The organism is Spirillospora sp. NPDC029432 (assembly GCF_040703975.1).
GTDB lineage: Bacteria > Actinomycetota > Actinomycetes > Streptosporangiales > Streptosporangiaceae > Spirillospora.
In genome coordinates this window covers 151,014-168,426 of sequence record NZ_JBEZWH010000007.1, presented here as the reverse complement: position 1 = coordinate 168,426, position 17,413 = coordinate 151,014, and the positions used below count along the sequence as shown (strand labels likewise).

General features: G+C 72.1%; 19 protein-coding genes and 1 pseudogene. 4 read left to right on the top strand and 16 right to left on the bottom strand.

The genetic code is table 11. The annotated features are described in order from the left end of the window. Window positions 1-25: 25 nt before the first annotated feature. The 10 genes and pseudogenes from AB0881_RS08225 to AB0881_RS08180 form a co-directional block, all read right to left on the bottom strand. Complete coding sequence (locus AB0881_RS08225) at window positions 26-1,090, bottom strand: tartrate dehydrogenase (protein ID WP_366615297.1); 1,065 nt, start codon at window positions 1,088-1,090, stop codon at window positions 26-28. Window positions 1,091-1,159: 69 nt separating this feature from the next. Next, entirely contained in the window at window positions 1,160-2,035 is an 876-nt protein-coding gene (locus AB0881_RS08220) for a LysR family transcriptional regulator (RefSeq protein WP_366615296.1), read from the bottom strand. Window positions 2,036-2,105: 70 nt separating this feature from the next. After that, window positions 2,106-3,107 (bottom strand): zinc-binding dehydrogenase, encoded by a 1,002-nt coding sequence (locus tag AB0881_RS08215; protein WP_366615295.1) that lies wholly within the window; start codon window positions 3,105-3,107, stop codon window positions 2,106-2,108. Between the two features lie 36 nt (window positions 3,108-3,143). Then, window positions 3,144-3,491, bottom strand: coding sequence for a MerR family transcriptional regulator (locus AB0881_RS08210; RefSeq protein WP_366615293.1), 348 nt, complete (start codon window positions 3,489-3,491; stop codon window positions 3,144-3,146). Window positions 3,492-3,552: 61 nt separating this feature from the next. Further along, window positions 3,553-3,702 carry a hypothetical protein gene (locus AB0881_RS08205; RefSeq protein WP_366615387.1) on the bottom strand — a complete coding sequence of 50 codons (150 nt, stop codon included), beginning with the start codon at window positions 3,700-3,702 and terminating at the stop codon, window positions 3,553-3,555. A gap of 100 nt (window positions 3,703-3,802) precedes the next feature. Next, window positions 3,803-4,084: pseudogene (locus tag AB0881_RS08200) on the bottom strand (NUDIX domain-containing protein); the annotation flags it as partial. A gap of 47 nt (window positions 4,085-4,131) precedes the next feature. Then, the gene (locus tag AB0881_RS08195) at window positions 4,132-4,569 is read right to left on the bottom strand and encodes a hypothetical protein (protein ID WP_366615291.1); all 438 of its coding nucleotides are present in this window, start codon (window positions 4,567-4,569) and stop codon (window positions 4,132-4,134) included. A 463-nt stretch (window positions 4,570-5,032) separates the two neighbouring features. Further along, window positions 5,033-5,227: a DUF397 domain-containing protein gene (locus AB0881_RS08190; protein ID WP_366615289.1), complete on the bottom strand. Its 195-nt coding sequence runs from the start codon at window positions 5,225-5,227 to the stop codon at window positions 5,033-5,035. A 95-nt stretch (window positions 5,228-5,322) separates the two neighbouring features. Continuing rightward, the gene (locus AB0881_RS08185) at window positions 5,323-5,457 is read right to left on the bottom strand and encodes a DUF397 domain-containing protein (protein WP_366615288.1); all 135 of its coding nucleotides are present in this window, start codon (window positions 5,455-5,457) and stop codon (window positions 5,323-5,325) included. A gap of 40 nt (window positions 5,458-5,497) precedes the next feature. Next, window positions 5,498-6,334 carry a helix-turn-helix transcriptional regulator gene (locus AB0881_RS08180; RefSeq protein WP_366615287.1) on the bottom strand — a complete coding sequence of 279 codons (837 nt, stop codon included), beginning with the start codon at window positions 6,332-6,334 and terminating at the stop codon, window positions 5,498-5,500. Window positions 6,335-6,416: 82 nt separating this feature from the next. On the opposite strand from AB0881_RS08180, the gene AB0881_RS08175 reads away from it, so the two are divergent. The 4 genes from AB0881_RS08175 (at window position 6,417) to AB0881_RS08160 (ending at window position 9,376) form a co-directional block, all read left to right on the top strand. Continuing rightward, a complete protein-coding gene (locus AB0881_RS08175) occupies window positions 6,417-6,863 on the top strand; it encodes an ATP-binding protein (protein WP_366615285.1) in 447 nt (148 codons plus the stop codon). Window positions 6,864-7,520: 657 nt separating this feature from the next. Then, window positions 7,521-7,679 carry a hypothetical protein gene (locus AB0881_RS08170; RefSeq protein ID WP_366615283.1) on the top strand — a complete coding sequence of 53 codons (159 nt, stop codon included), beginning with the start codon at window positions 7,521-7,523 and terminating at the stop codon, window positions 7,677-7,679. Between the two features lie 52 nt (window positions 7,680-7,731). Beyond that, a complete protein-coding gene (locus AB0881_RS08165; protein ID WP_366615281.1) occupies window positions 7,732-8,145 on the top strand; it encodes a thioesterase family protein in 414 nt (137 codons plus the stop codon). A 106-nt stretch (window positions 8,146-8,251) separates the two neighbouring features. Next, window positions 8,252-9,376, top strand: a complete 1,125-nt coding sequence (locus AB0881_RS08160; RefSeq protein WP_366615280.1) for a zinc-dependent alcohol dehydrogenase family protein — start codon at window positions 8,252-8,254, stop codon at window positions 9,374-9,376. Here AB0881_RS08160 and AB0881_RS08155 read toward each other — a convergent pair. From AB0881_RS08155 to AB0881_RS08130, 6 genes are all read right to left on the bottom strand, one after another. Further along, on the bottom strand, window positions 9,363-10,778 hold the full coding sequence (locus AB0881_RS08155; RefSeq protein ID WP_366615278.1) for an amino acid permease: 1,416 nt from the start codon (window positions 10,776-10,778) through the stop codon (window positions 9,363-9,365). The two genes, AB0881_RS08160 and AB0881_RS08155, sit on opposite strands and share 14 nt — an antisense overlap. Before the next feature lie 88 nt (window positions 10,779-10,866). Further along, window positions 10,867-12,381, bottom strand: coding sequence for an ATP/GTP-binding protein (locus AB0881_RS08150; protein WP_366615277.1), 1,515 nt, complete (start codon window positions 12,379-12,381; stop codon window positions 10,867-10,869). Window positions 12,382-12,395: 14 nt separating this feature from the next. Then, window positions 12,396-13,664 (bottom strand): hypothetical protein, encoded by a 1,269-nt coding sequence (locus AB0881_RS08145; RefSeq protein ID WP_366615276.1) that lies wholly within the window; start codon window positions 13,662-13,664, stop codon window positions 12,396-12,398. Next, window positions 13,661-15,142: an SCO6880 family protein gene (locus tag AB0881_RS08140; RefSeq protein ID WP_366615274.1), complete on the bottom strand. Its 1,482-nt coding sequence runs from the start codon at window positions 15,140-15,142 to the stop codon at window positions 13,661-13,663. Before AB0881_RS08140 ends, AB0881_RS08145 begins: the two co-directional genes overlap by 4 nt. Continuing rightward, a complete protein-coding gene (locus AB0881_RS08135) occupies window positions 15,126-16,697 on the bottom strand; it encodes a hypothetical protein (protein ID WP_366615273.1) in 1,572 nt (523 codons plus the stop codon). Before AB0881_RS08135 ends, AB0881_RS08140 begins: the two co-directional genes overlap by 17 nt. Beyond that, complete coding sequence (locus AB0881_RS08130; protein WP_366615271.1) at window positions 16,697-17,359, bottom strand: hypothetical protein; 663 nt, start codon at window positions 17,357-17,359, stop codon at window positions 16,697-16,699. The genes AB0881_RS08135 and AB0881_RS08130 overlap by 1 nt, the downstream gene beginning before the upstream one ends. Window positions 17,360-17,413 lie beyond the last annotated feature (54 nt).

The window sequence follows — 17,413 nt, the reverse complement described above, 5'->3', positions numbered from 1 at the left end:
GGCTGTGGACAACATGTGGCGCGGCTCAGCGGCGTTCGAGGGCCTGCAAGACCAGGTCGGTGAACTCCTTGGTGGTGGCGGTGCCGCCCAGGTCCGGGGTACGGGCGCCGGTGGTGGCCAGCACGGAGGCGAACGCGCCGAAGACCTCGGCGGCCGCCTCGGGGTGCCCGAGATGGTCGAGCATCATCGAGGCGGACCAGATGGCGCCGAGGGGGTTGGCGATGCCCTGGCCGGCGATGTCCGGCGCGGACCCGTGGACGGGCTCGAACATCGAGGGGTGGTCGCGCTCCGGGTTGAGGTTGGCGGCGGGGGCGATGCCGATGCTGCCCGCCACGGCCGCCGCGAGGTCGCTGAGGATGTCGCCGAAGAGGTTGGACCCGACGATGACGTCGAACCGCGCCGGATCCAGGACGATCTTGGCGACGAGGGCGTCGATGTGCTCCTGGCGCCAGGTCACGTCCGGGAAGCGGGCCCCGGCCTCCTTCACCAGCTCGTCCCAGAACGGCATGGTGTGCACGATGCCGTTGGACTTGGTCGCCGAGACCACCTCGCCGCGCCTGGTACGGGCGACCTCGAAGGCGTGATCCAGGATCCGCTCGGTGCCCTGCCGGGTGAAGACCGCCTCCTGGACGGCCATCTCGGTGGGGAGCCCGCGGTTCAGGCGCCCGCCGATCTCGGAGTACTCGCCCTCGACGTTCTCGCGCACCACGACGAGGTCGACATCGGTGGTCGCCCTGGCGACGGGGCTCGGCACGCCGTCGAGGACCTTGATCGGGCGCAGGTTCACGTACTGCTGGAACCGCCGGCGGATCGGGATCAGCAGGCCCCACAGCGACACGTGGTCGGGAACGGTCGGCCAGCCGACGGCGCCCAGCAGCACGGCGTCGTGGTGCCGGATGAGGTCGAGGCCGTCGTCGGGCATCATCGCCCCTTCGGCGAGGTACCGCCCGCAGGACCAGTCGAAGGTGTCGTACGTGAAGCCGACGCCGTGGCGGCGTCCGGCGGCGTCCAGGACGGCGCGGGCGGGCGGTATCACCTCGGTGCCGATGCCGTCGCCGGGAATGAGCGCGATGCGGTGGCGAGTGGTCATGGGACAAGTGCAGCGCCGGACCGCCCCGCATGTCCAAGACCCGTTGGCAGCCCGGCCGATAGGCGGTGCCTATCGTTCCCCGGCGAGGGCCACGAAGGCGGCCGCCGCCGGGCTGAGGCGGTGCCGCTGCCAGACCAGCGCCACCTCCAGCCGGTCCCGGACGTCCAGCCGCCGGACCCGCAGCCCCACGGCCTCCGCCAGTCCGCTCCAGGCGTCGGTGACGACCGCGACGCCCACACCGCTGAGCACGAGCGGGAGCAGGCCCTCGCGGTGCTCGATCTCGACGGCGACGCGGCAGTCGGTCGCCGCGGCGATCGCGTCGGCGACCCGCCGCATCCCGGTACCCGGCTGGCCCGCCACCAGGCGCAGGCCCGAGAGCTCGCCGACGCCCAGCGCGCCGTCCCCGGGCGGCAGGCCGGCGTCGTCGCGGGCGACCAGGACGAACGACTGCGACTCGATGGGCAGCCGCTCCAGGTCGGCCATGGCCTCGTGGCCCGCCGTCGCGACCACCCCGATCTCCGCGGCGCCGCGCCGCAGCGTGTCGCGCACGTCGTCCGGCCGGGCGGCCGCCGCTACGGCCACGTTCACCTCGGGGTGGCGGCCGGCGAACGCGGCGACCAGCCCGGTCAGCGGGCTGACGACCTGCGAGGGCATCGAGGCGATCCGCAGCCGTCCGCCGCGCAGCCCCTCGACCGCCGCGACCGTCTCGCGGGCGACGTCCAGGGCCCGTACGACCTCGCGGGCGGGCTCCACCAGGGCCGCTCCCGAAGGGCTCAGGACCAGGCCGCGGGACTGCCGCGTGAACAGCTTGGTGCCGAGCTCCGATTCGAGCCGCCGGATCGACTGGGTGATCGAAGGCTGCGCCACGAACAGCTGCTCGGCCGCCCGGTGCACGCCACCGTGGTCCACCACGGCCAGGAAGTAGCGCAGCTGCCGAACGTCCATCACGCACCACCCCTGCCGCCGATAGACGGACCCTATCGATCGGCCCGCAATCGAGGCGTACGGAAGAGGCCTAGCGCCAGGGGTCGAGGGCGTGCTTGCCGCGGGTCCGGCCCGATTCCAGTTCCCCGAGCACCGCCGGCCCATCGCCCAATGGGTGGATCTCCGGAGTGCCGGGCGGGTAGACGCCGTGCGCGATGAGCGACTCGATCTCCGTGACCAGCGTTCCGTAGACGCCCGGGGCCGCCGCCGCGAGCGCGCCGATGTGCAGCCCCTTGACCTGCACCTGGTGGGTGAAGACCAGATCGTGAGTGGACAGCGTCGCATCACCTGACGCGGCCCCGAACACCACGACACGTCCGGCGAACGGCTTGGCCACGGACAGGCTGGTCCGGAACGTCGCCCGGCCGACCGATTCGAGCACCAGGTCGATCCCGCCGGTCAGCCGGGTGATCTCCTCGGCGAGGTCGGGGCGCGTACCGTCCAGCACCGCATCGGCGCCGAGCGCCCGCACGGTCTCGTGCTTGGCCGGCGAAGCCGTGGCGATCACACGCGCCCCGTAGTGGCGGGCCAGCCGTACGGCGGCCTGCCCCACCCCTCCGGCCGCGGCATGGATCAGCACCGCGTCGCCCGGCTCGATCCCGCCCAGCGGCTTCAGCGCCGCCAGAGCGGTCGCCCAGCTGAGCACCATGCCGAGGGCCTCGGCGTCCTTCCAGCCGGCCGGAACCCGAAGCGCACCGGCGGCCGGCATCACCATGTACTCCGCGAAGGCCCCGGGCCCGGCCCCGATGACGTGCGTACCGACCGCGAACGGGCTCTCGACCTCCGGCCCGACTTCGACGATCTCGCCCGCGGCCTCGAACCCGGCGACGTAGGGCGGCCGCGGCCCGCCTCCGTACGTCCCGCGGGCCTGCATCACGTCCGCGAAGTTGACCCCGGCTGCACCGACCCGAACCAGGTACTCGCCCGGCCCCGGACTCGGGCGCCGAAGGTCGTCCGTGAGGACCAGATCCACCGGCCCCCGCCGCGACCTCTGCACCAGTCCCCGCATGGTCCATCGCTCGTTGATCTCCATGCCGGGCAACGTAGGAGCCTCACACTTGCGTGAAGGTCAAGTCGCCTTCCGCAGGAACGCGTCGAGCGCCGACCGCTGGGCGCTGAGAACGGCGATCCGCGCGGCCAGCCGATCGCGATGGCCCCGCACCTCACGGAGGAACTCCGCGCACACCACCTCCGCCTTGCCATCGGCGCCGAGGTGGGGAAGCACCTCCCTGATCAACCGCAGGGGCAGCCCGGCGTCGAGCAGCGAGCGGATCACGAGCACCCGTTCGATCGTGGACCGGCAGTAGTCCCGATACCCGTTGCCCTGCCGCCCGGGGACGATCAACCCCTCGTCCTCGTAATGCCGCAACGACCGCGCACTAACGCCACTGACCCCGGACGCCTCACCGATCCTCATACCCGAGCCAACCCCGAAACCTCCTGCGCCCTTCCAGCACCCCTGGCAGGCCCCGCTCGGCTCAGGCGTCCGCGGGCGGGACGTCCAACGCCCGGTACCGGTCGAACGCCTCCAGGGCATCGGGGACGAACGTCATCTCCCGGATCGCAGCGCGCAGTTCGGCCGGTGCGAGCCAGGAGTGCCAGGCGATCTCCGAGGAGTCCGGGTGCAAGCGGCTGGTCGAGTACCGCCTCGTGCAGTCCGAGCCAGTACGGGCCGATCGCGCCCCGGCACAGGTACTTGAAGACGAACCGCGCAGGCGCATGGACGCCGAGTTCCTCGGCGAGTTCGCGGGAGGCGGCCGCCGGATAGGACTCGCCCACGCCCACGGCACCACCGACCAGCCAGTTGTACCGGCCAGGGAAGCGGGAGGCGTGGCCGGGGCGCCGGTGGACGAGGATCCGGCCATCAGGGTCGCGGCAGATGGTGGTGGCGACACGGTGCAGCCACCCGCGGCGGACGGCTTCGCCTCGATCCACCACCCCGACGACGCGGTCCTGCTCGTCCACCCGCTCCACCGGTTCCGCCACGGCTCGTCGCCGTCGGGCCGGCATGGTCATCGCGTGGATCACCGCTCTCGGTTGGGGGGTACCGGCGGGGTTCAGGCTCGTTCGAAGGTGAGGTCGTAGTCCTTCCGCCAGGTCCTGCCCTTGTCCTCGGACGCCTCCCAGCGCCCGAGGATGCGGTCCTTGCCGACGTCGGCGACGAAGCGCTGATGGAAGTCGGGGTCCTCGCGGAGCATGGTCCAGCGCGCGCCGTCGAAGGTCATGGCGTACTGGCGGCACACGCCACGGTCGTCCTCGTAGAGCGCGACGTAGGCGTCGTTCGGGTCGCTGCGTCCGATGACCAGGTTCATCTGGGATTGACCCTCACCGCCTTCCAACGTCGTCCGCACGACCAGGAAGGATTCCCCGATCAGCTCCACGATGGTCTTGCCTGGCACCTCGGTGCCCGGCGGTTCGAGGAACCACGCGTCCGACAATGTCGTCGTCCACTCACCGATGAGCCCGTCGAGCTTCGCGAGTTCGGTATTGCGCATCCGCATCTCCGATCGGTTCGACCTCTCAACGCTACGCGGCCCACGACCACCCACCAAAGGCATGCAGTGACCGTACCTGCGCCATATGGGGACGCTCACGTGGCAGCCCCCACCTCGTCCAACTGTCGGCGTCCTCATCGATATGCAGCCGACCGCTGAGCTCGAGAACGCCGCCAGCCGAGGAATGGGTGCGTTCCATCAGGGCTCGGAACCGGCTCAGGGAGTCCGGCCGCGGCCAGTCCGCAGGCCAGTGCGGGCTGCTGGCCGTGCTGAGGAGTTCCCGCCCGCACAGGGCGTCCAGCGCGCCTGCGATGTCGGGCTGAAAGGGGACGAAGTACGTCCATGATTCGGCGCCCATGAGTCTCCGCCTCCCAGCCGGCCCGCCCTCTCCCCCCCGAAACTTGGCAGCCACCCCCGACCCCATGGCGACGGCCGCCGCACTGGGCACGGGGATGCATCGGGCCTAGCCGTTGAACTGGCCGCGCTTCACGTACTGGACGAGCCGTGCGAAGGACGCGCTGGAGAGCGTGAGGTGGCCTGCGCCGGGATCCTTGCTGTCGCGGATGCCGATGCCACTGCCCAGCGCCGCTAGTTCAACGCAGGCGCTCTCATCGGTGCCGCTATGGCTGGACTTTCGCCATGTGATCACCGGAGCCACTCCAATGTTCTCTGAGCAGGTGCAGATCGCGAGGTGATGTCGTACTCGCATGGCCACGGGGGAGCCGCTGGGCGAGTGCCTTGGCCTGGGACGGCCTAGAAGTTGAGCCGGTCCTGCTTCGCGTGGTGGACGAGCCGTGCGAAGGCCCCTGCGGAGAGAGTGATGTGGCCGGCGTCGGGGTTCTTGCTGTCGCGGACGCCGATCGCGTTGTCGAGTCGGGCGACCTCCACGCAGTCGGAATGAACCGTGGTGCCGCCGCTACGGCTGGACTTACGCCAAGTGATCAGCATAACTGCTCCAGTGTTCTCTGAGCAGGCTCAGTGATGCGTCTTTGGGGAGTGCGACATCTCCAATTAGGTCAAACCATACGCGAAACGACGATACCTCACTCAGGTCGTGAACGAGTCTGCCGCCACCGGGTGCGACGGTGTAGACCAGGTCGGAACCGTCCACGGTCATGATCTTGAATGAGCCGTCCCGGCCCGGATGGGCGCCTACGGATCGAGGGACGATCCTTATCGTGATGTTGGGGAGCTGGGCCAGTTCTATAAGGCGATCAAGTTGTTCTCTCATGATTTCGCCGCCACCTACCGGCTGCGTCAGGACGCCCTCGTCGAGGAAAGCCCAGAGTCTGGGGCAGGGCTTCCTCAGGAGGCAGGCTTGTCGATTCATGCGTTCCGTGACACCTTCCTCGACTTCTTCGACGCCGCATGCCGTGAAGACGGCACGAGCGTAGTTCTCGGTTTGGAGGAGGCCGGGTATCCATGCGAGTTCCCAGATCTTGTGCAGCGAGGCTCTGGCCTCGTGGTCGAGGTGGGCCTTGAACCACTCGACGTTGTGGCCGGCCTTCGCGAACTTGATCAGGCGCTGGAACAGGCCGCCGAGTTCCCAGGAGCGGTCGATCTTGATTGCGTGGGCTTCCTGGAGCCGGGTCTCGCCGGACTCAACGCGCGCGACTAGTGATCGATCCCGGTCGATTATCTCGCCCACCGCGGCGAGTGAGAGGTCGCGCTCCAGGCGCTGTCTCCGCAGCTCGAACGCAGCGAAGTCCCAGAGGTTCCCGTCAGGGTCGAACGCTGCTCGCATGCGCACGGGGTGCTCCTCCATGTTGAATTCCAAGAATTCGCGTAGTCAAGGTAGCCGGGTGTTGCCAATCTTGTCCCAAGCAACGAGAAAATGGGCAGGTGGGATGAGTGGCAATAGCGGCATTGCCGATGAAATGGACATGACGTGTCTTGCCGCGTGGACGGTGGCGGGGCAGGTTCGGGCGGTGATCGGGCTTCGGCTCGCGGGGTGGGGGCTCGAACGGCTGGTTCCGGACGCGGTTCTGGTGGCGGGGGAACTGGTCGCCAATGCGGTACGGAGTACGCCGGAACGGGAAATCCGCGTCAGGTTCGTGCGGGAGAACGGGGCCGTGCTGTTCGGGGTTTGGGACTCGTCCGATGAAATGCCGGTGGCCGCTCCCGTCAAGGAGTTGGAGCCGGACGATGTCGGGCCCGACGCGCGGGCCTTGGACGTCGGGTACGACGACGGGACGGGTGGGTGGGGGCTGCCGATCGTTCAGGCTCTCTCGGCGGAGTGCGGGGTGTGCCCGACACGGCCCGGCAAGTGGGTCTGGGCGCGGCTCAAGGTCTGATGGCGGAAGGTCAGCCCGTACGGGCCGCGATCACCGTCGTGAGGAGGAGGGAGAAGCGCACGCGACCGCCGCCGCGGCGTCCTCGACGCGAAGGATGGGAATGACTTCCTCGTTCATGGAGCCGTCGTCGCAGGCCGATCCGCTGGGGCGCGGCGGGATCTGAGGGCCTTGCGGAGGCGGCGGGAGGCGCCCGGGAGGGTGGTCAGGGCGAGGATCTCGGGGGTGGTGAGTTCGTCGCGTTCGGACAGGGCGAGGGCGGCGGCGTACGGGCGGTCGTCGGGGGTGCTCAGTTTGGACGTGACCGTGTTGAGGATCTTGAGGAGGGTGGGGCGGCCGGCGTTGGGGTGGCGGGCGAGTAGGAGCAGGAGCCGGTTGTCGTTCCAGGTGGTGTCGCGTTTGGCGCAGAGGCGTTCCAGGACGGAGGCCGGGGTCGCCGGGTTGGTCGCGAGGGCGTGCCAGACGAAGGGTACGGCGTTCCGGCGAGGGCGTGCAGGGTGTCCGCGGCGGTCGCCGGGTCGGCGGCGCGGGCCTGGTGGTCGGCGGGAGTCGGCATCGACACGGGAACATAACCCGCGGGCTCGCAAACTTTGGTCGTGAGGTGTTCGTTGTGGGGGTAGGGCTCTGGTCCCCGACCGGGGCCGTCTGTCAGGAGGAGTTATGGCGCTCATCGACCGGATCAAGCGCTTCTTGGGTAGTTCCAAGGGGCAGCAGGCGCGTGCGCGGGCCGAGCGGATGGCGCGTGATCCCCGTACGCAGGCCAAGGTGCGCGGGCTGCTGGCCAAGTTCAGGGGCGGAGGCAAGGGCCGTCCGATGTGACGGGTGATTTCGCCGATCATGGGGTTACCCGCGGGTACGTAGACTGGCGGCCGTGAACGCGGACTACGGGCACTGGGTGAGCATCCAGACGCGGTGGAAGGACAACGACCTCTACGGGCACGTGAACAACGCCGTCCACTACTCCCTGATGGACACCGCCATCAACGAGTGGATGATCGAGCGCGCGGGGTTCCGGCCGGGCGAGTCGGATGAGATCGCGCTGTGCGTGGAGTCGCACTGCTCCTACAAGGCGGAGGTGTCCTTTCCGGACACGATCGACCTGGGCCTGCGGATCGGCAGGCTCGGGTCGTCCAGCGTGCGCTGGGAGGCGGGGCTGTACCGGTCGGACGGGACGCTGGTCGCGGAGGGCTACTTCGTGCACGTCTTCGTGGGACGGGACGCGCGGCGGCCGACGCCGATCCCCGAGCCGATCCGGGCCGAGATGCGGAAGCTGGTCCCCGCGTGAGCGAGCCGGAGGGTGCGGCGGTGCCCGGACTGAGGAGCGAGGTACGAGTGACGAGGGAAGGCGCCGCCGAGAGGGCGCCCCGGAGGCGAGCGGGGAGCACCGAGTGATGGAGACGCGCGCGGCGGTGCTGGTGGAGGCGGGGCGGGAGGCCCCGTACGCCGGGTCGGCGCCGATCGAGGTCGCGACGCTGGAGCTGGAGCCGCCGGGGCCCGGTGAGCTGCTGGTGAAGGTGGGCGCGGCGGGGCTCTGCCACTCGGACCTGTCGGTGATCAACGGGTCGCGGGTGCGGCCGCTGCCGATGGCGCTCGGGCACGAGGCGGCCGGCGAGGTCGTGGCGGTGGGCGAGGGCGCGGAGTTCGAGCCCGGCGACCATGTGGTGCTGGCGTTCGTCCCGGCGTGCGGGAGCTGCGAGCGGTGCGTGGGCGGACGTCCCGCGCTGTGCGGGCCGGGCGCGCAGGCGAACGGGGCGGGGACGCTGCTGGGCGGCGGAATGCGGTTCACGGCGCAGGACGGGAGCCGCCCGTTCCACCATCTGGGTGTTTCGGCGTTCTCCGAGTACACGGTCGTGTCGAGCAGGTCGGCGGTGAAGGTCGATCCGGAGCTGCCGTACGAGATCGCGGCGCTGTTCGGCTGCGCGGTGCTGACCGGGGCCGGGGCGGCGTTCTACAGCGCGGACGTCAAGCCGGGGGACAGCGTCGCGGTGTTCGGGCTGGGCGGCGTCGGGCTGGCGGCCCTGATCGCGGCGAAGGCGGCGGGGGCGGCCCGGGTGGTGGCGGTCGATGTGGTCGAGGCCAAGCGGGAACTGGCGCGGAAGCTGGGCGCGACCGATGTCGTCGAGGGCGGTGCCGGGGCGGTCGAGGCCGTACGGGAGCTGACCGGCGGTGGTGCCGAGAAGGTGATCGACACGACCGGGGTGGTGCCCGTTCTGGAGCAGTCGTACGCGGCGACGCGGCCCGGCGGGACGACCGTGACGGTCGGCCTGCCCGCGCCGGGCGTGCCGGTGTCGCTGCCGGCGCTGAGCCTGGTCGCGGAGGAGCGCACGCTGAAGGGCAGCTACCTGGGGTCGAGCGTGCCCAGGCGGGACGTGCCGCGCTTCATCGACCTCTACCGCGCCGGGAACCTGCCGGTGGATGCTCTCTTGTCGCACCGGCTGACCCTGGACGACATCAACGCGGGCTTCGACCGCCTGCACGAGGGCGAGGCCGTACGGCAGGTCGTCACCTTCGGTTGAGCAGGGAGTGGCGGCGGCCGTACGCGAAGTAGATCACCACGCCGAGCGCGAACCAGGCGGCGAAGCGCGCCCAGGTCTGCCACTGGAGGAACGTGATCAGCCAGAACGAGAAGACCACGCCGACGGCGGGCACGACCGGCATCCACGGCGTGCGGAACTCGCGGGGCAGGTCCGGCTCCCGGTAGCGCAGCACGATCACCGCGATGCAGACGACGATGAACGCCAGCAGGATGCCGATGTTGGTCAGCTCGGCGGCCTCGGCGATCGGCAGGAAGCCGGCGATGAGCGCGGAGCCGATGCCGAGCAGCCAGGTGATCCTGGTGGGCACCTTGCGGGTCGGGTGGGTCTTGGCGAACCAGCCGGGCAGCAGCCCGTCCCGGCTCATCGAGAACCACACCCGGGCCGCGCCCATCATGAACGTGAACAGCACGGTCAGGATGCCGAGGATCGCGCCGACCGCGATGATCAGCCCGACCGTCTCCATGCCGACGTCGTCGAACGCGGAGGAGAACGCGGCGTTCGGGTCGATGTCGCGGTAGTCGACCATGCCGGTGAGGACGAGGCAGGCGAGCACGTACAGGACCATCGAGATCACCAGCGAGTAGATGATCGCCTTGGGCATGTGCTTGCGCGCGTCGTGCGACTCCTCGGCGGCCGTGGACATGGCGTCGTAGCCGAAGACGGCGAAGAAGACCGTCGCGGCCCCGGTGATCGCGCCGCCGACGCCGAACGGGAAGAACGGCGAGTAGTTGCCCGTGTTGATCTTGAAGACGCCGACCACGATGACCAGCAGCACGATGCCGACCTTGAGGTAGACCAGCGCGGTCTCGAACCGGGCGGCGCTCTTCATGCCCAGGTTCAGCACGTACGCGATCAGCAGGCACAGCAGCACGGCGAACAGGTTGACCTTGTAGCTCCCGGACGTGACGCCCTCGGGTTCGGTGCCGGGGGCGCCGGACATCCACAGCGGCAGGTCGACGTTCAGGAAGCCGAGCAGGTCGTTGAAGTAGCCGGAGATGCCGATCGCGACCACCGCCACGATCGCGGTGTACTCCAGCAGCAGGTCCCAGCCGATCGCCCAGCCGGCGAACTCGCCGAGCACCGCGTACCCGTAGGTGTACGCCGATCCGGCCTTCGGGATGAGCCCGGCGAACTCGGCGTACGACAGCGCGGCGGCGGCGCTGGCGATGCCGGCGACCAGGAACGAGATCAGCACGGCCGGCCCGGCCTTCTCGTTGGCGACGGCGCCGGCCAGCGAGAAGATGCCGGCGCCGATGATGCCGCCGATGCCGATTGCGGTCAGCTGCCAGAGACCGAGCGTCCGTTGCAGCCCGGTGGTGTCCTCGTCGATCTGCTCGATGGGCTTGCGGCGGACCAGGTCGTGCAGCGCCTTGGGAGCCATGGCCCTTTCATCCCCCGAACCGGGGGAGCGGGCAAGGGGCCGGTGATCACGATTTCGGCAAGGGTTTGTTCAGGGACGCCACCCGAGGTCAGCGGAGGCCGGCCGTCAGGTGGCGGGTCGTGGAGTGGTCCCAGCGCTTGTTGGTGTCGTTGACGGAGCGCTCGGCGGCGGTCAGCTCGACCTTGAACGGGATCCCGGGGCGGCCGCCCACCTTGACGAGGAACTTGCCGCGGCCGGGGGGCTCGCCGTCGCGGTTGAGCATGGGGTCCCAGGACGGCGGCGTGGACCAGTCGACGATCATGTTCTGTTCGGCCTGGGACAGCCGGACGATCTGGTTGAGCGAGGTCATCTCGGCCTGCGGGAGGCCGCCGCAGATCACCATGCCGGCGCGTTCGGCGAAGCCCTTGGCCTTCATCTGGTCGGCGGGGTCGGGCAGCGCGAGCAGGTCGGCCATGGTGTGGGTGATCATGGCCTGGCCCAGGCCGCGCTGCCGGTTGAGGCGGGTGAGCGCGTCGACCCGGTCGACCAGGCCGCGCCCGGCGCGGAGCACGCGCCACAGCTCGTCCAGGACGACGAAGAAATGCCGCTGGACCGCCAGCCCCTCGTCGGCGAGCGCGTGCGCGGACTCCACCGCGCCGAACCCGTCCGACCAGCAGGCGAGCAGCACCGCCGCCTGCAGTTCCGCGTCCGCGTCGTCGATGCCGGAGATGTCGATGCAGACGCCGCCGGGAGCGTCCAGGCGGATCGGGGTGGTGGTGGGGCGGGCGAACGTCTCCCCCATCGCACCGTCGACGAGCCCGAGCAGGGAGGCGTGCAGCGGGTCCACGGCGTCCCGGTAGCGTTCCTCGCTGCCGCGCGCCAGGGTGATCGCCCGCACCTGGTCGGGGCCCTCGTCGATGACGCGGATCAGGTCGGGCAGCACGGGCACGCCGTGGTGGCGCTCGTCCAGGACCCGGAGCGAGGCGTTGAGGACGGTGCGTTCGGTGTCGGCGATCGGGTGGCCGCGCAGGACGGTGACCAGCGCGGCGACCATGTTCAGGCGGCGGCCGTGGGCGTCGGCCTGGAGCTTGCGGCGGGCCTCGCCGCTCAGCCGGGCGGCCGCGGCGGCGCTCTCGCCCGGGTCCAGGACGTTCAGCGAGCCGAGCCCCCGGCCGAGCTTGATGATCTGCCCGCCCATCGCGCTGATCAGGTCGACGTAGTCGGGCTTGAGGTCGCCGAGGATCATCGGGAAGACGCCGTAGCCGGCCAGCCCCAGGACCTTCCGCCGGATCAGGGTGGACTTCCCGAGCCCGGGCTTGCCCAGGACCAGGGCGGACGGGTTGTGGATCAGCCCGGCCCGCTGGAACCACGAGATCGGGTCGCAGCAGAGGGTGGCACCGCTCGACAGCTCCCGGCCGACGGGCACGCCCAGCATCGGGGTGCCGGATCCGGCGCCGAACGGCCACAGGCCGCACACCTGGACGGTGGTGCCGCGCCATTCCGGCACGGCCTCCACATAGGAGGCCCGGCCACCGCCCCTGCTCGCGAAACCGCGAGGCCCGGGCACGCGGGCCGCGGGGGCGCGGCCGGGGGCCTCTGGGTCGTTGTCCTTGGCGTTCGACATGGTTCCTCTCCAGGTCATCCGGTGGCGGGATGGAAGCGCGGACGGTCCCGGTCGTCGAGCGCCAGGGCGCCGTAGGGGCCGACGGCGATGGGCCGGACGCCGGGGGCCGCCTCCCGGACGCGGCCCGTCCGGGCGTCGAGGACCACGGGGCCTCCGCTGAGCGTGCCGTACACGGCGCCGTGCCAGACCGCGCCGACCCGCGGGGCCTCCCGCCCGCCGGCGGGCAGCCTCCACAGGCGGCGGCCGGTCGCGGCCTCGTACGCCGACACCTCCGTGCCGCCGTGGCAGATCGTCACGGACCGGGCGTCGTAGGCGCAGGTGGTGGCGTGTTCCACGGAGCGCGGCCAGCCGGGGGCGGCCTTGCCCGTGGCGGCCTGGACGATCCGTACGGACTCGACCTCCGGGTCCGGGCCGTCGGGGTCGTCGATCGTGGTGCGGCCGCCGATCGCCACCACCCCGGGCGCCGCGGCCGCGGCCGTGCCGGCGGGAACCCGCCAGGCCACGGTCCGGGACGCGATTCGGCGGGCCGTTCCCCGGCCGATGACCAGCCCGTCCGCGACGAGTTCGGGTACGAGGTCCCGGGCGAACCACCGGACGCGCCGCGCGGCCGGATCGGTGACCAGGACGCCCGGCGCCGACACCCCGCGGTCCAGCCGGATGACGGCCGCGGTGTCGTCGGCGGCCACGACGGTCGCGGTCAGCCCGTCGTTCCACAGGGCGGTGTCGGCGCCGAGGTCCGGGAGGACCTGGACGTCGTCGAGGACGACCCGGCCGGTGTCCCGGGCGGCCGCGACGAGTTCCACGCCGGGCCGTCCGGCGCCACCGCCTTCCGCCGGGACGGTCACGGGGAAGGCGGCCAGCACCACCGGGCGCCCGCCGAGCGTGGCGGCCAGCGGCCGTCCCGTGTCCCCCTGCCGCATGCCCGGTGTGCGCGGCGAGACCGACCAGGCGGGCGCGCCTGCCGCCACCGGGACCGCGGTCAGCGCCCCGGCCGCCGCGGTGTACACGGTGGCCTCCACCAGGGCCGCCCGGCCGGCGGCGGGGGCCGGGCCGGCCGCGCCGGGGACCACCGGGTTCCCGTCGCCCGGTGCCGCCGCGGTGGGCAGCGGTCGGCCGGCCGGGTCGAACCGCACCGGCGGATCGAACCGGGGCGGTGCCGGCCTGGCGTCCGGCGCGGAGGGCCGGGCGCCGGGCGCGGCCGGCTCGCCGCAGCCGCCCAGCGCCGCCGCCGCGAGCATCGCGGCCACCGGCACCGGCCAGCCGTGGGAGCGGCGGTCCCTCACAGGCTCTCGCGCACGATCGAGGGGACCTGGAGGTGGCTGGGCAGGACGACGCCCAGGGGCAGCGCCGCGGCGAAGGCGGCCGCCTGCGCGCCGTACACCCGCCGCAGCTGGACCCGCGCGGGGGGCGCGAGCGTGTCCATCGCCGCGGCCGCCGTCTTGAGCTCCTCGGACGAGTGGACGGTGGCGGTGACGAGCATCCCGAACCGGACGATGCCCGCGCCCTTGGCCTCCTCGCGCGCGGACTGGTCGGCCGCGGCGACGGCGACCGCGTCGCGGGCGGCCGCGTTGGCGCCGGTGATCCGGAACCGGGCGTCCTTGCGGTCGCGTTCGACCAGGCGCGCCGCGGTCCCCGGATCGTGCGGGCGGTACAGCAGTGTCACGCGCTTGCGGGCGATGTCGCGGTGGGGGGCGACGAGCCCGTTCAGGACGTTGCTGAGGACCTCGCCGCGCGGAGCCTCCGACATGCCCCAGGTGATGGAGTAGCCCGAGTCGTGCCGGTAGTGATCCCAGGCCTCCTGCGCCGCGGACGGCCCCGCGTCGTTCCAGGACGGCTCGTCGCCGGCCGCCGTGCTGATCGTGGCCTGGGACTCGGGGTCGTACGCGACGCGGACCGACGCGGCGATCTGCGGCGCCGTCATCGGCCTCGCCGTGCCCGCCCCGGTCATGGCCAGCCCGGAGCTGAGACCGGGAAGGCGGGTGCCGATCTCGCGGGCCATCTCCTCCAGCGTCCGCTTCTTGGCCCCGGGACGGGGCGCGGCGGAGTAGGTGACGGCGATGCGCGTGGACACCTGCGCCGAGCCCGCCGGATAGGTGGCGATGATCTCCCGCAGCGCCTGGCGGGCCATCTCGGGGGCATCCGGATAGAGATTGGCGGTGATCTCCCGCTGGAGCCGGTGCCCCAGGTCGGGGGCCGTCTCGATGGTGACGCTCGCCGCGACCAGGCCGGGCTCGAACGCCAGCGCGGCCAGCCACTGCCCCCAGTGGGCGACCCAGGTGTCGATCTGGTCCTGGTCGACGAGCGCGGCGCCGTCGGCCCCGCACTCCAGCACTGCGGTGTAGTGGCCGGCCTGCGGCATCACCACCATGCCGAACGGCCGGCCGTACGAGTCCTGCGCCGTGATCAGCCGGGACGGCGCCAGCAGCCCGGGCAGCCGGAACGATCCGTGGGCGGCGATCCCGAGGGGCCCGGACCGGTAGAGGTGCCAGCCCTTCGACTTGCCGCGCCACCAGGCGATCCGGGCGGTGGCCGCCTGCAGCGCGGTGCGGCCGTGCCGGTCCTGGACCAGCAGCGGCAGCAGGACCACGCCCAGCGTGACCGCGACGACGAGGCCGGCCACCAGCGAGATCATCATGGCCAGCGACGTCACGACCAGGCCGATCAGCAGGATCATCGTGCCGAGCATGCCCAGCCTGCCGATGCCCGGAGACACCGGCTTGCGCCAGTTGCCGTACGTGCGGACGCTACTGCTTCGCGCCATCAGCGCTCTCCCCGGTCGCGTTTTCGGCCGCGCCCTTGGCGGCGTCGTGCCCTTCCTGGGCCGCGGTGGCGGCCACGCCCACACCGGCCGTGGCGGCGCCGCCGGCGGCGGTCGCGCCGGCGCCCGACGCGGCGGTCGTACCGGAACCGGACGCGGCGGTCGTGCCGGCGCTGGAGGACGCGGTGCCGGCCTCCGAGGTCACACCGACGGCTCCGTCCGCGCCGGCGGCTCCCTCGCCCTCGCCGGACTGGCCGCCGCCGTCGCCGGTCGAGGACGGCGTGCCCTGGTCGGCTCCGTCGGGCGTGCCGCCCTGTCCCGCCCCGTCGTCCGACTGGTCCGGGGACGGGGGAGGCGCGGAGCCGGTCGCGCCGCCGCCGGAGGCGTCGGCCGGGCGGGCTCCCGTGGGGCCGCCGCCGTCACCTCCGCCGGAGCCCGATTCGCCCATGCGGCCCATCAGCGAGCCGCCCGCCCCGCCCGCGGCGGTGGCCCAGCCGCTGCCGGTCTCACCGGCGGCGGAGACCATCGGCACCACGAACCGCATCAGCGCGGGCAGCGCCACGACGGCGAGGATGATCAGGATGATGCCGACGATCTGCGAGGTGCCGTCCGGGGCCTTCAGCGAGATGAACGCGTACGCGTAGATGCACGCGGCGACCGGCTTGTACAGCAGGAACGCCACCAGCCAGCCCAGCATCTTTTTGAACCACGCCTTGCCCTCCGGCACCACCGTCATGCCGGCGGCCAGCGGGAGGAACCCGACCAGCAGGCCCAGCATCGCGAACCTGATGTAGAGCAGCGCGATCTGGGCCAGCGAGGCCAGGATGCACAGCAGGAAAAGGATGATCAGGAGTCCGGTGGAGCCCAGCGCCGCCTGGCTCCACAGCATCTGGTTGATGGCGCCGCCGAAATCGGTGTCGGCGCCGATGGCGGCCTCGATGATCCACTCGCTGAACTCGTCCCCGGCCTCGGTCGCGATGGTGATCGCGGCGACCGAGCACCCGGTCACCACCGCCAGCGTCAGCAGCCCGCTCAGCGCCTGCTGCAGGGGCTCGCCGCGCCGGTGCCACGCCATTCGCCCCGCTGCGAGCAGCAGCCCCAGCACCGCGGCGGCGCCCACGAACCAGGTGAGCTCTCCCTGGAGCCAGGCCACCGATCCGGTCGCGGTGACGCCGCTCGTCTGGGTCATCGGATCCTGGTTGCTGATCGCCGGGGTGTCGATCTCCACCCAGAAGGAGGCCAGCTTCTCCAGCATCCAGATCGTGCCGTCGCGCAGCGAGTTGGCGAGGTCCCCGATCGGGTCGAAGCCGAGGAAACCGCCGCCGGAGTCCACCTCGGGCGGTTCGCAGGCCTGCGGGTTCGCGCAGCCGCCGCCACCGTCCCCGCCGCCGCCATCGGGGTCCGACGAGGGGCCCGGGGTGACCGTGGACGTGGGTTCCGGTGTGGGGGACGGCGGGGCGGGGGTCGGTGTGCTGGGCGGCGGGGCGCCCGGTGAGGGCGCCGGGGTGGGGTCCCGCAGCGGCATCGCCGGGTGGCCGAGCGCGGACGCGATCGACATCAGAGCCCTCCCCAGCGGACGAAGCCGTCCAGCGAGGGCACCCGCTGCGCGGGGGTGCCGGTGCTGCCCTCGGGGGTGACCTGCAGCTTCCAGTCACCGCCGGCCCAGACCATGGTGGCGGTGCTCGTCCACAGCCCGCCGTCGGGCGCCCTGGAGACGTACTGGATCACGGCGGTCTGCGGAGAGTAGGTGACGTAGCGGAACCCTGCCGTCTGCATGTACCTTCCCGGCTGGCCGTGGGGGGTGAACCGCGCCCGCGTCCGGAGGAACCGGTCACGGCCCGGGCCCGGCGCCAGCTGCAGCGCGGCGATGTTCCGCCAGGCGGGGCCGAACCCGGCCCGGATGCCGATCTGGAGTTCGGCGATGAGCGCGCCCGTGGGCGTACGCGCGAAGCAGCGGGCGATCCCGTTCTTGACGATCAGCGGCCCGGCGGTGCGGGAGGCGGGGATGGCGATGCCCTGGAAGATCTCCCAGGTGACCCCGGCCGGCGCCGTCCGCGGGACGGTCTGGTCGGCCGCGGTGGGACGGCACCCGCCCTGGGCGGCCTGGGCCGGCGGCGCCGCCGCGGCCGTGCCGGCGGGGGACGGGGCGGCGCTCGGCGAGCCCGCCGGCGCGTCGTCGCCGCGGGACCCCAGGACGGTGACGACCGCCCCGATCAGCACGATGGCAAGGAAACCCGCCGCGACCAGGAACCCCGTGCTGCGCAGGGGCCCGGG

Bases quoted from the DNA above. Each gene is read 5' to 3' on its own strand.
- AB0881_RS08225 (WP_366615297.1), bottom strand. From the start codon at position 1,090: ATGACCACTCGCCACCGCATCGCGCTCATTCCCGGCGACGGCATCGGC.
- AB0881_RS08220 (WP_366615296.1), bottom strand. From the start codon at position 2,035: ATGGACGTTCGGCAGCTGCGCTACTTCCTGGCCGTGGTGGACCACGGT.
- AB0881_RS08215 (WP_366615295.1), bottom strand. From the start codon at position 3,107: ATGGAGATCAACGAGCGATGGACCATGCGGGGACTGGTGCAGAGGTCG.
- AB0881_RS08210 (WP_366615293.1), bottom strand. From the start codon at position 3,491: ATGAGGATCGGTGAGGCGTCCGGGGTCAGTGGCGTTAGTGCGCGGTCG.
- AB0881_RS08195 (WP_366615291.1), bottom strand. From the start codon at position 4,569: ATGCGCAATACCGAACTCGCGAAGCTCGACGGGCTCATCGGTGAGTGG.
- AB0881_RS08180 (WP_366615287.1), bottom strand. From the start codon at position 6,334: ATGGAGGAGCACCCCGTGCGCATGCGAGCAGCGTTCGACCCTGACGGG.
- AB0881_RS08175 (WP_366615285.1), top strand. From the start codon at position 6,417: ATGAGTGGCAATAGCGGCATTGCCGATGAAATGGACATGACGTGTCTT.
- AB0881_RS08170 (WP_366615283.1), top strand. From the start codon at position 7,521: ATGGCGCTCATCGACCGGATCAAGCGCTTCTTGGGTAGTTCCAAGGGG.
- AB0881_RS08160 (WP_366615280.1), top strand. From the start codon at position 8,252: ATGGAGACGCGCGCGGCGGTGCTGGTGGAGGCGGGGCGGGAGGCCCCG.
- AB0881_RS08155 (WP_366615278.1), bottom strand. From the start codon at position 10,778: ATGGCTCCCAAGGCGCTGCACGACCTGGTCCGCCGCAAGCCCATCGAG.
- AB0881_RS08150 (WP_366615277.1), bottom strand. From the start codon at position 12,381: ATGTCGAACGCCAAGGACAACGACCCAGAGGCCCCCGGCCGCGCCCCC.
- AB0881_RS08140 (WP_366615274.1), bottom strand. From the start codon at position 15,142: ATGGCGCGAAGCAGTAGCGTCCGCACGTACGGCAACTGGCGCAAGCCG.
- AB0881_RS08135 (WP_366615273.1), bottom strand. From the start codon at position 16,697: ATGTCGATCGCGTCCGCGCTCGGCCACCCGGCGATGCCGCTGCGGGAC.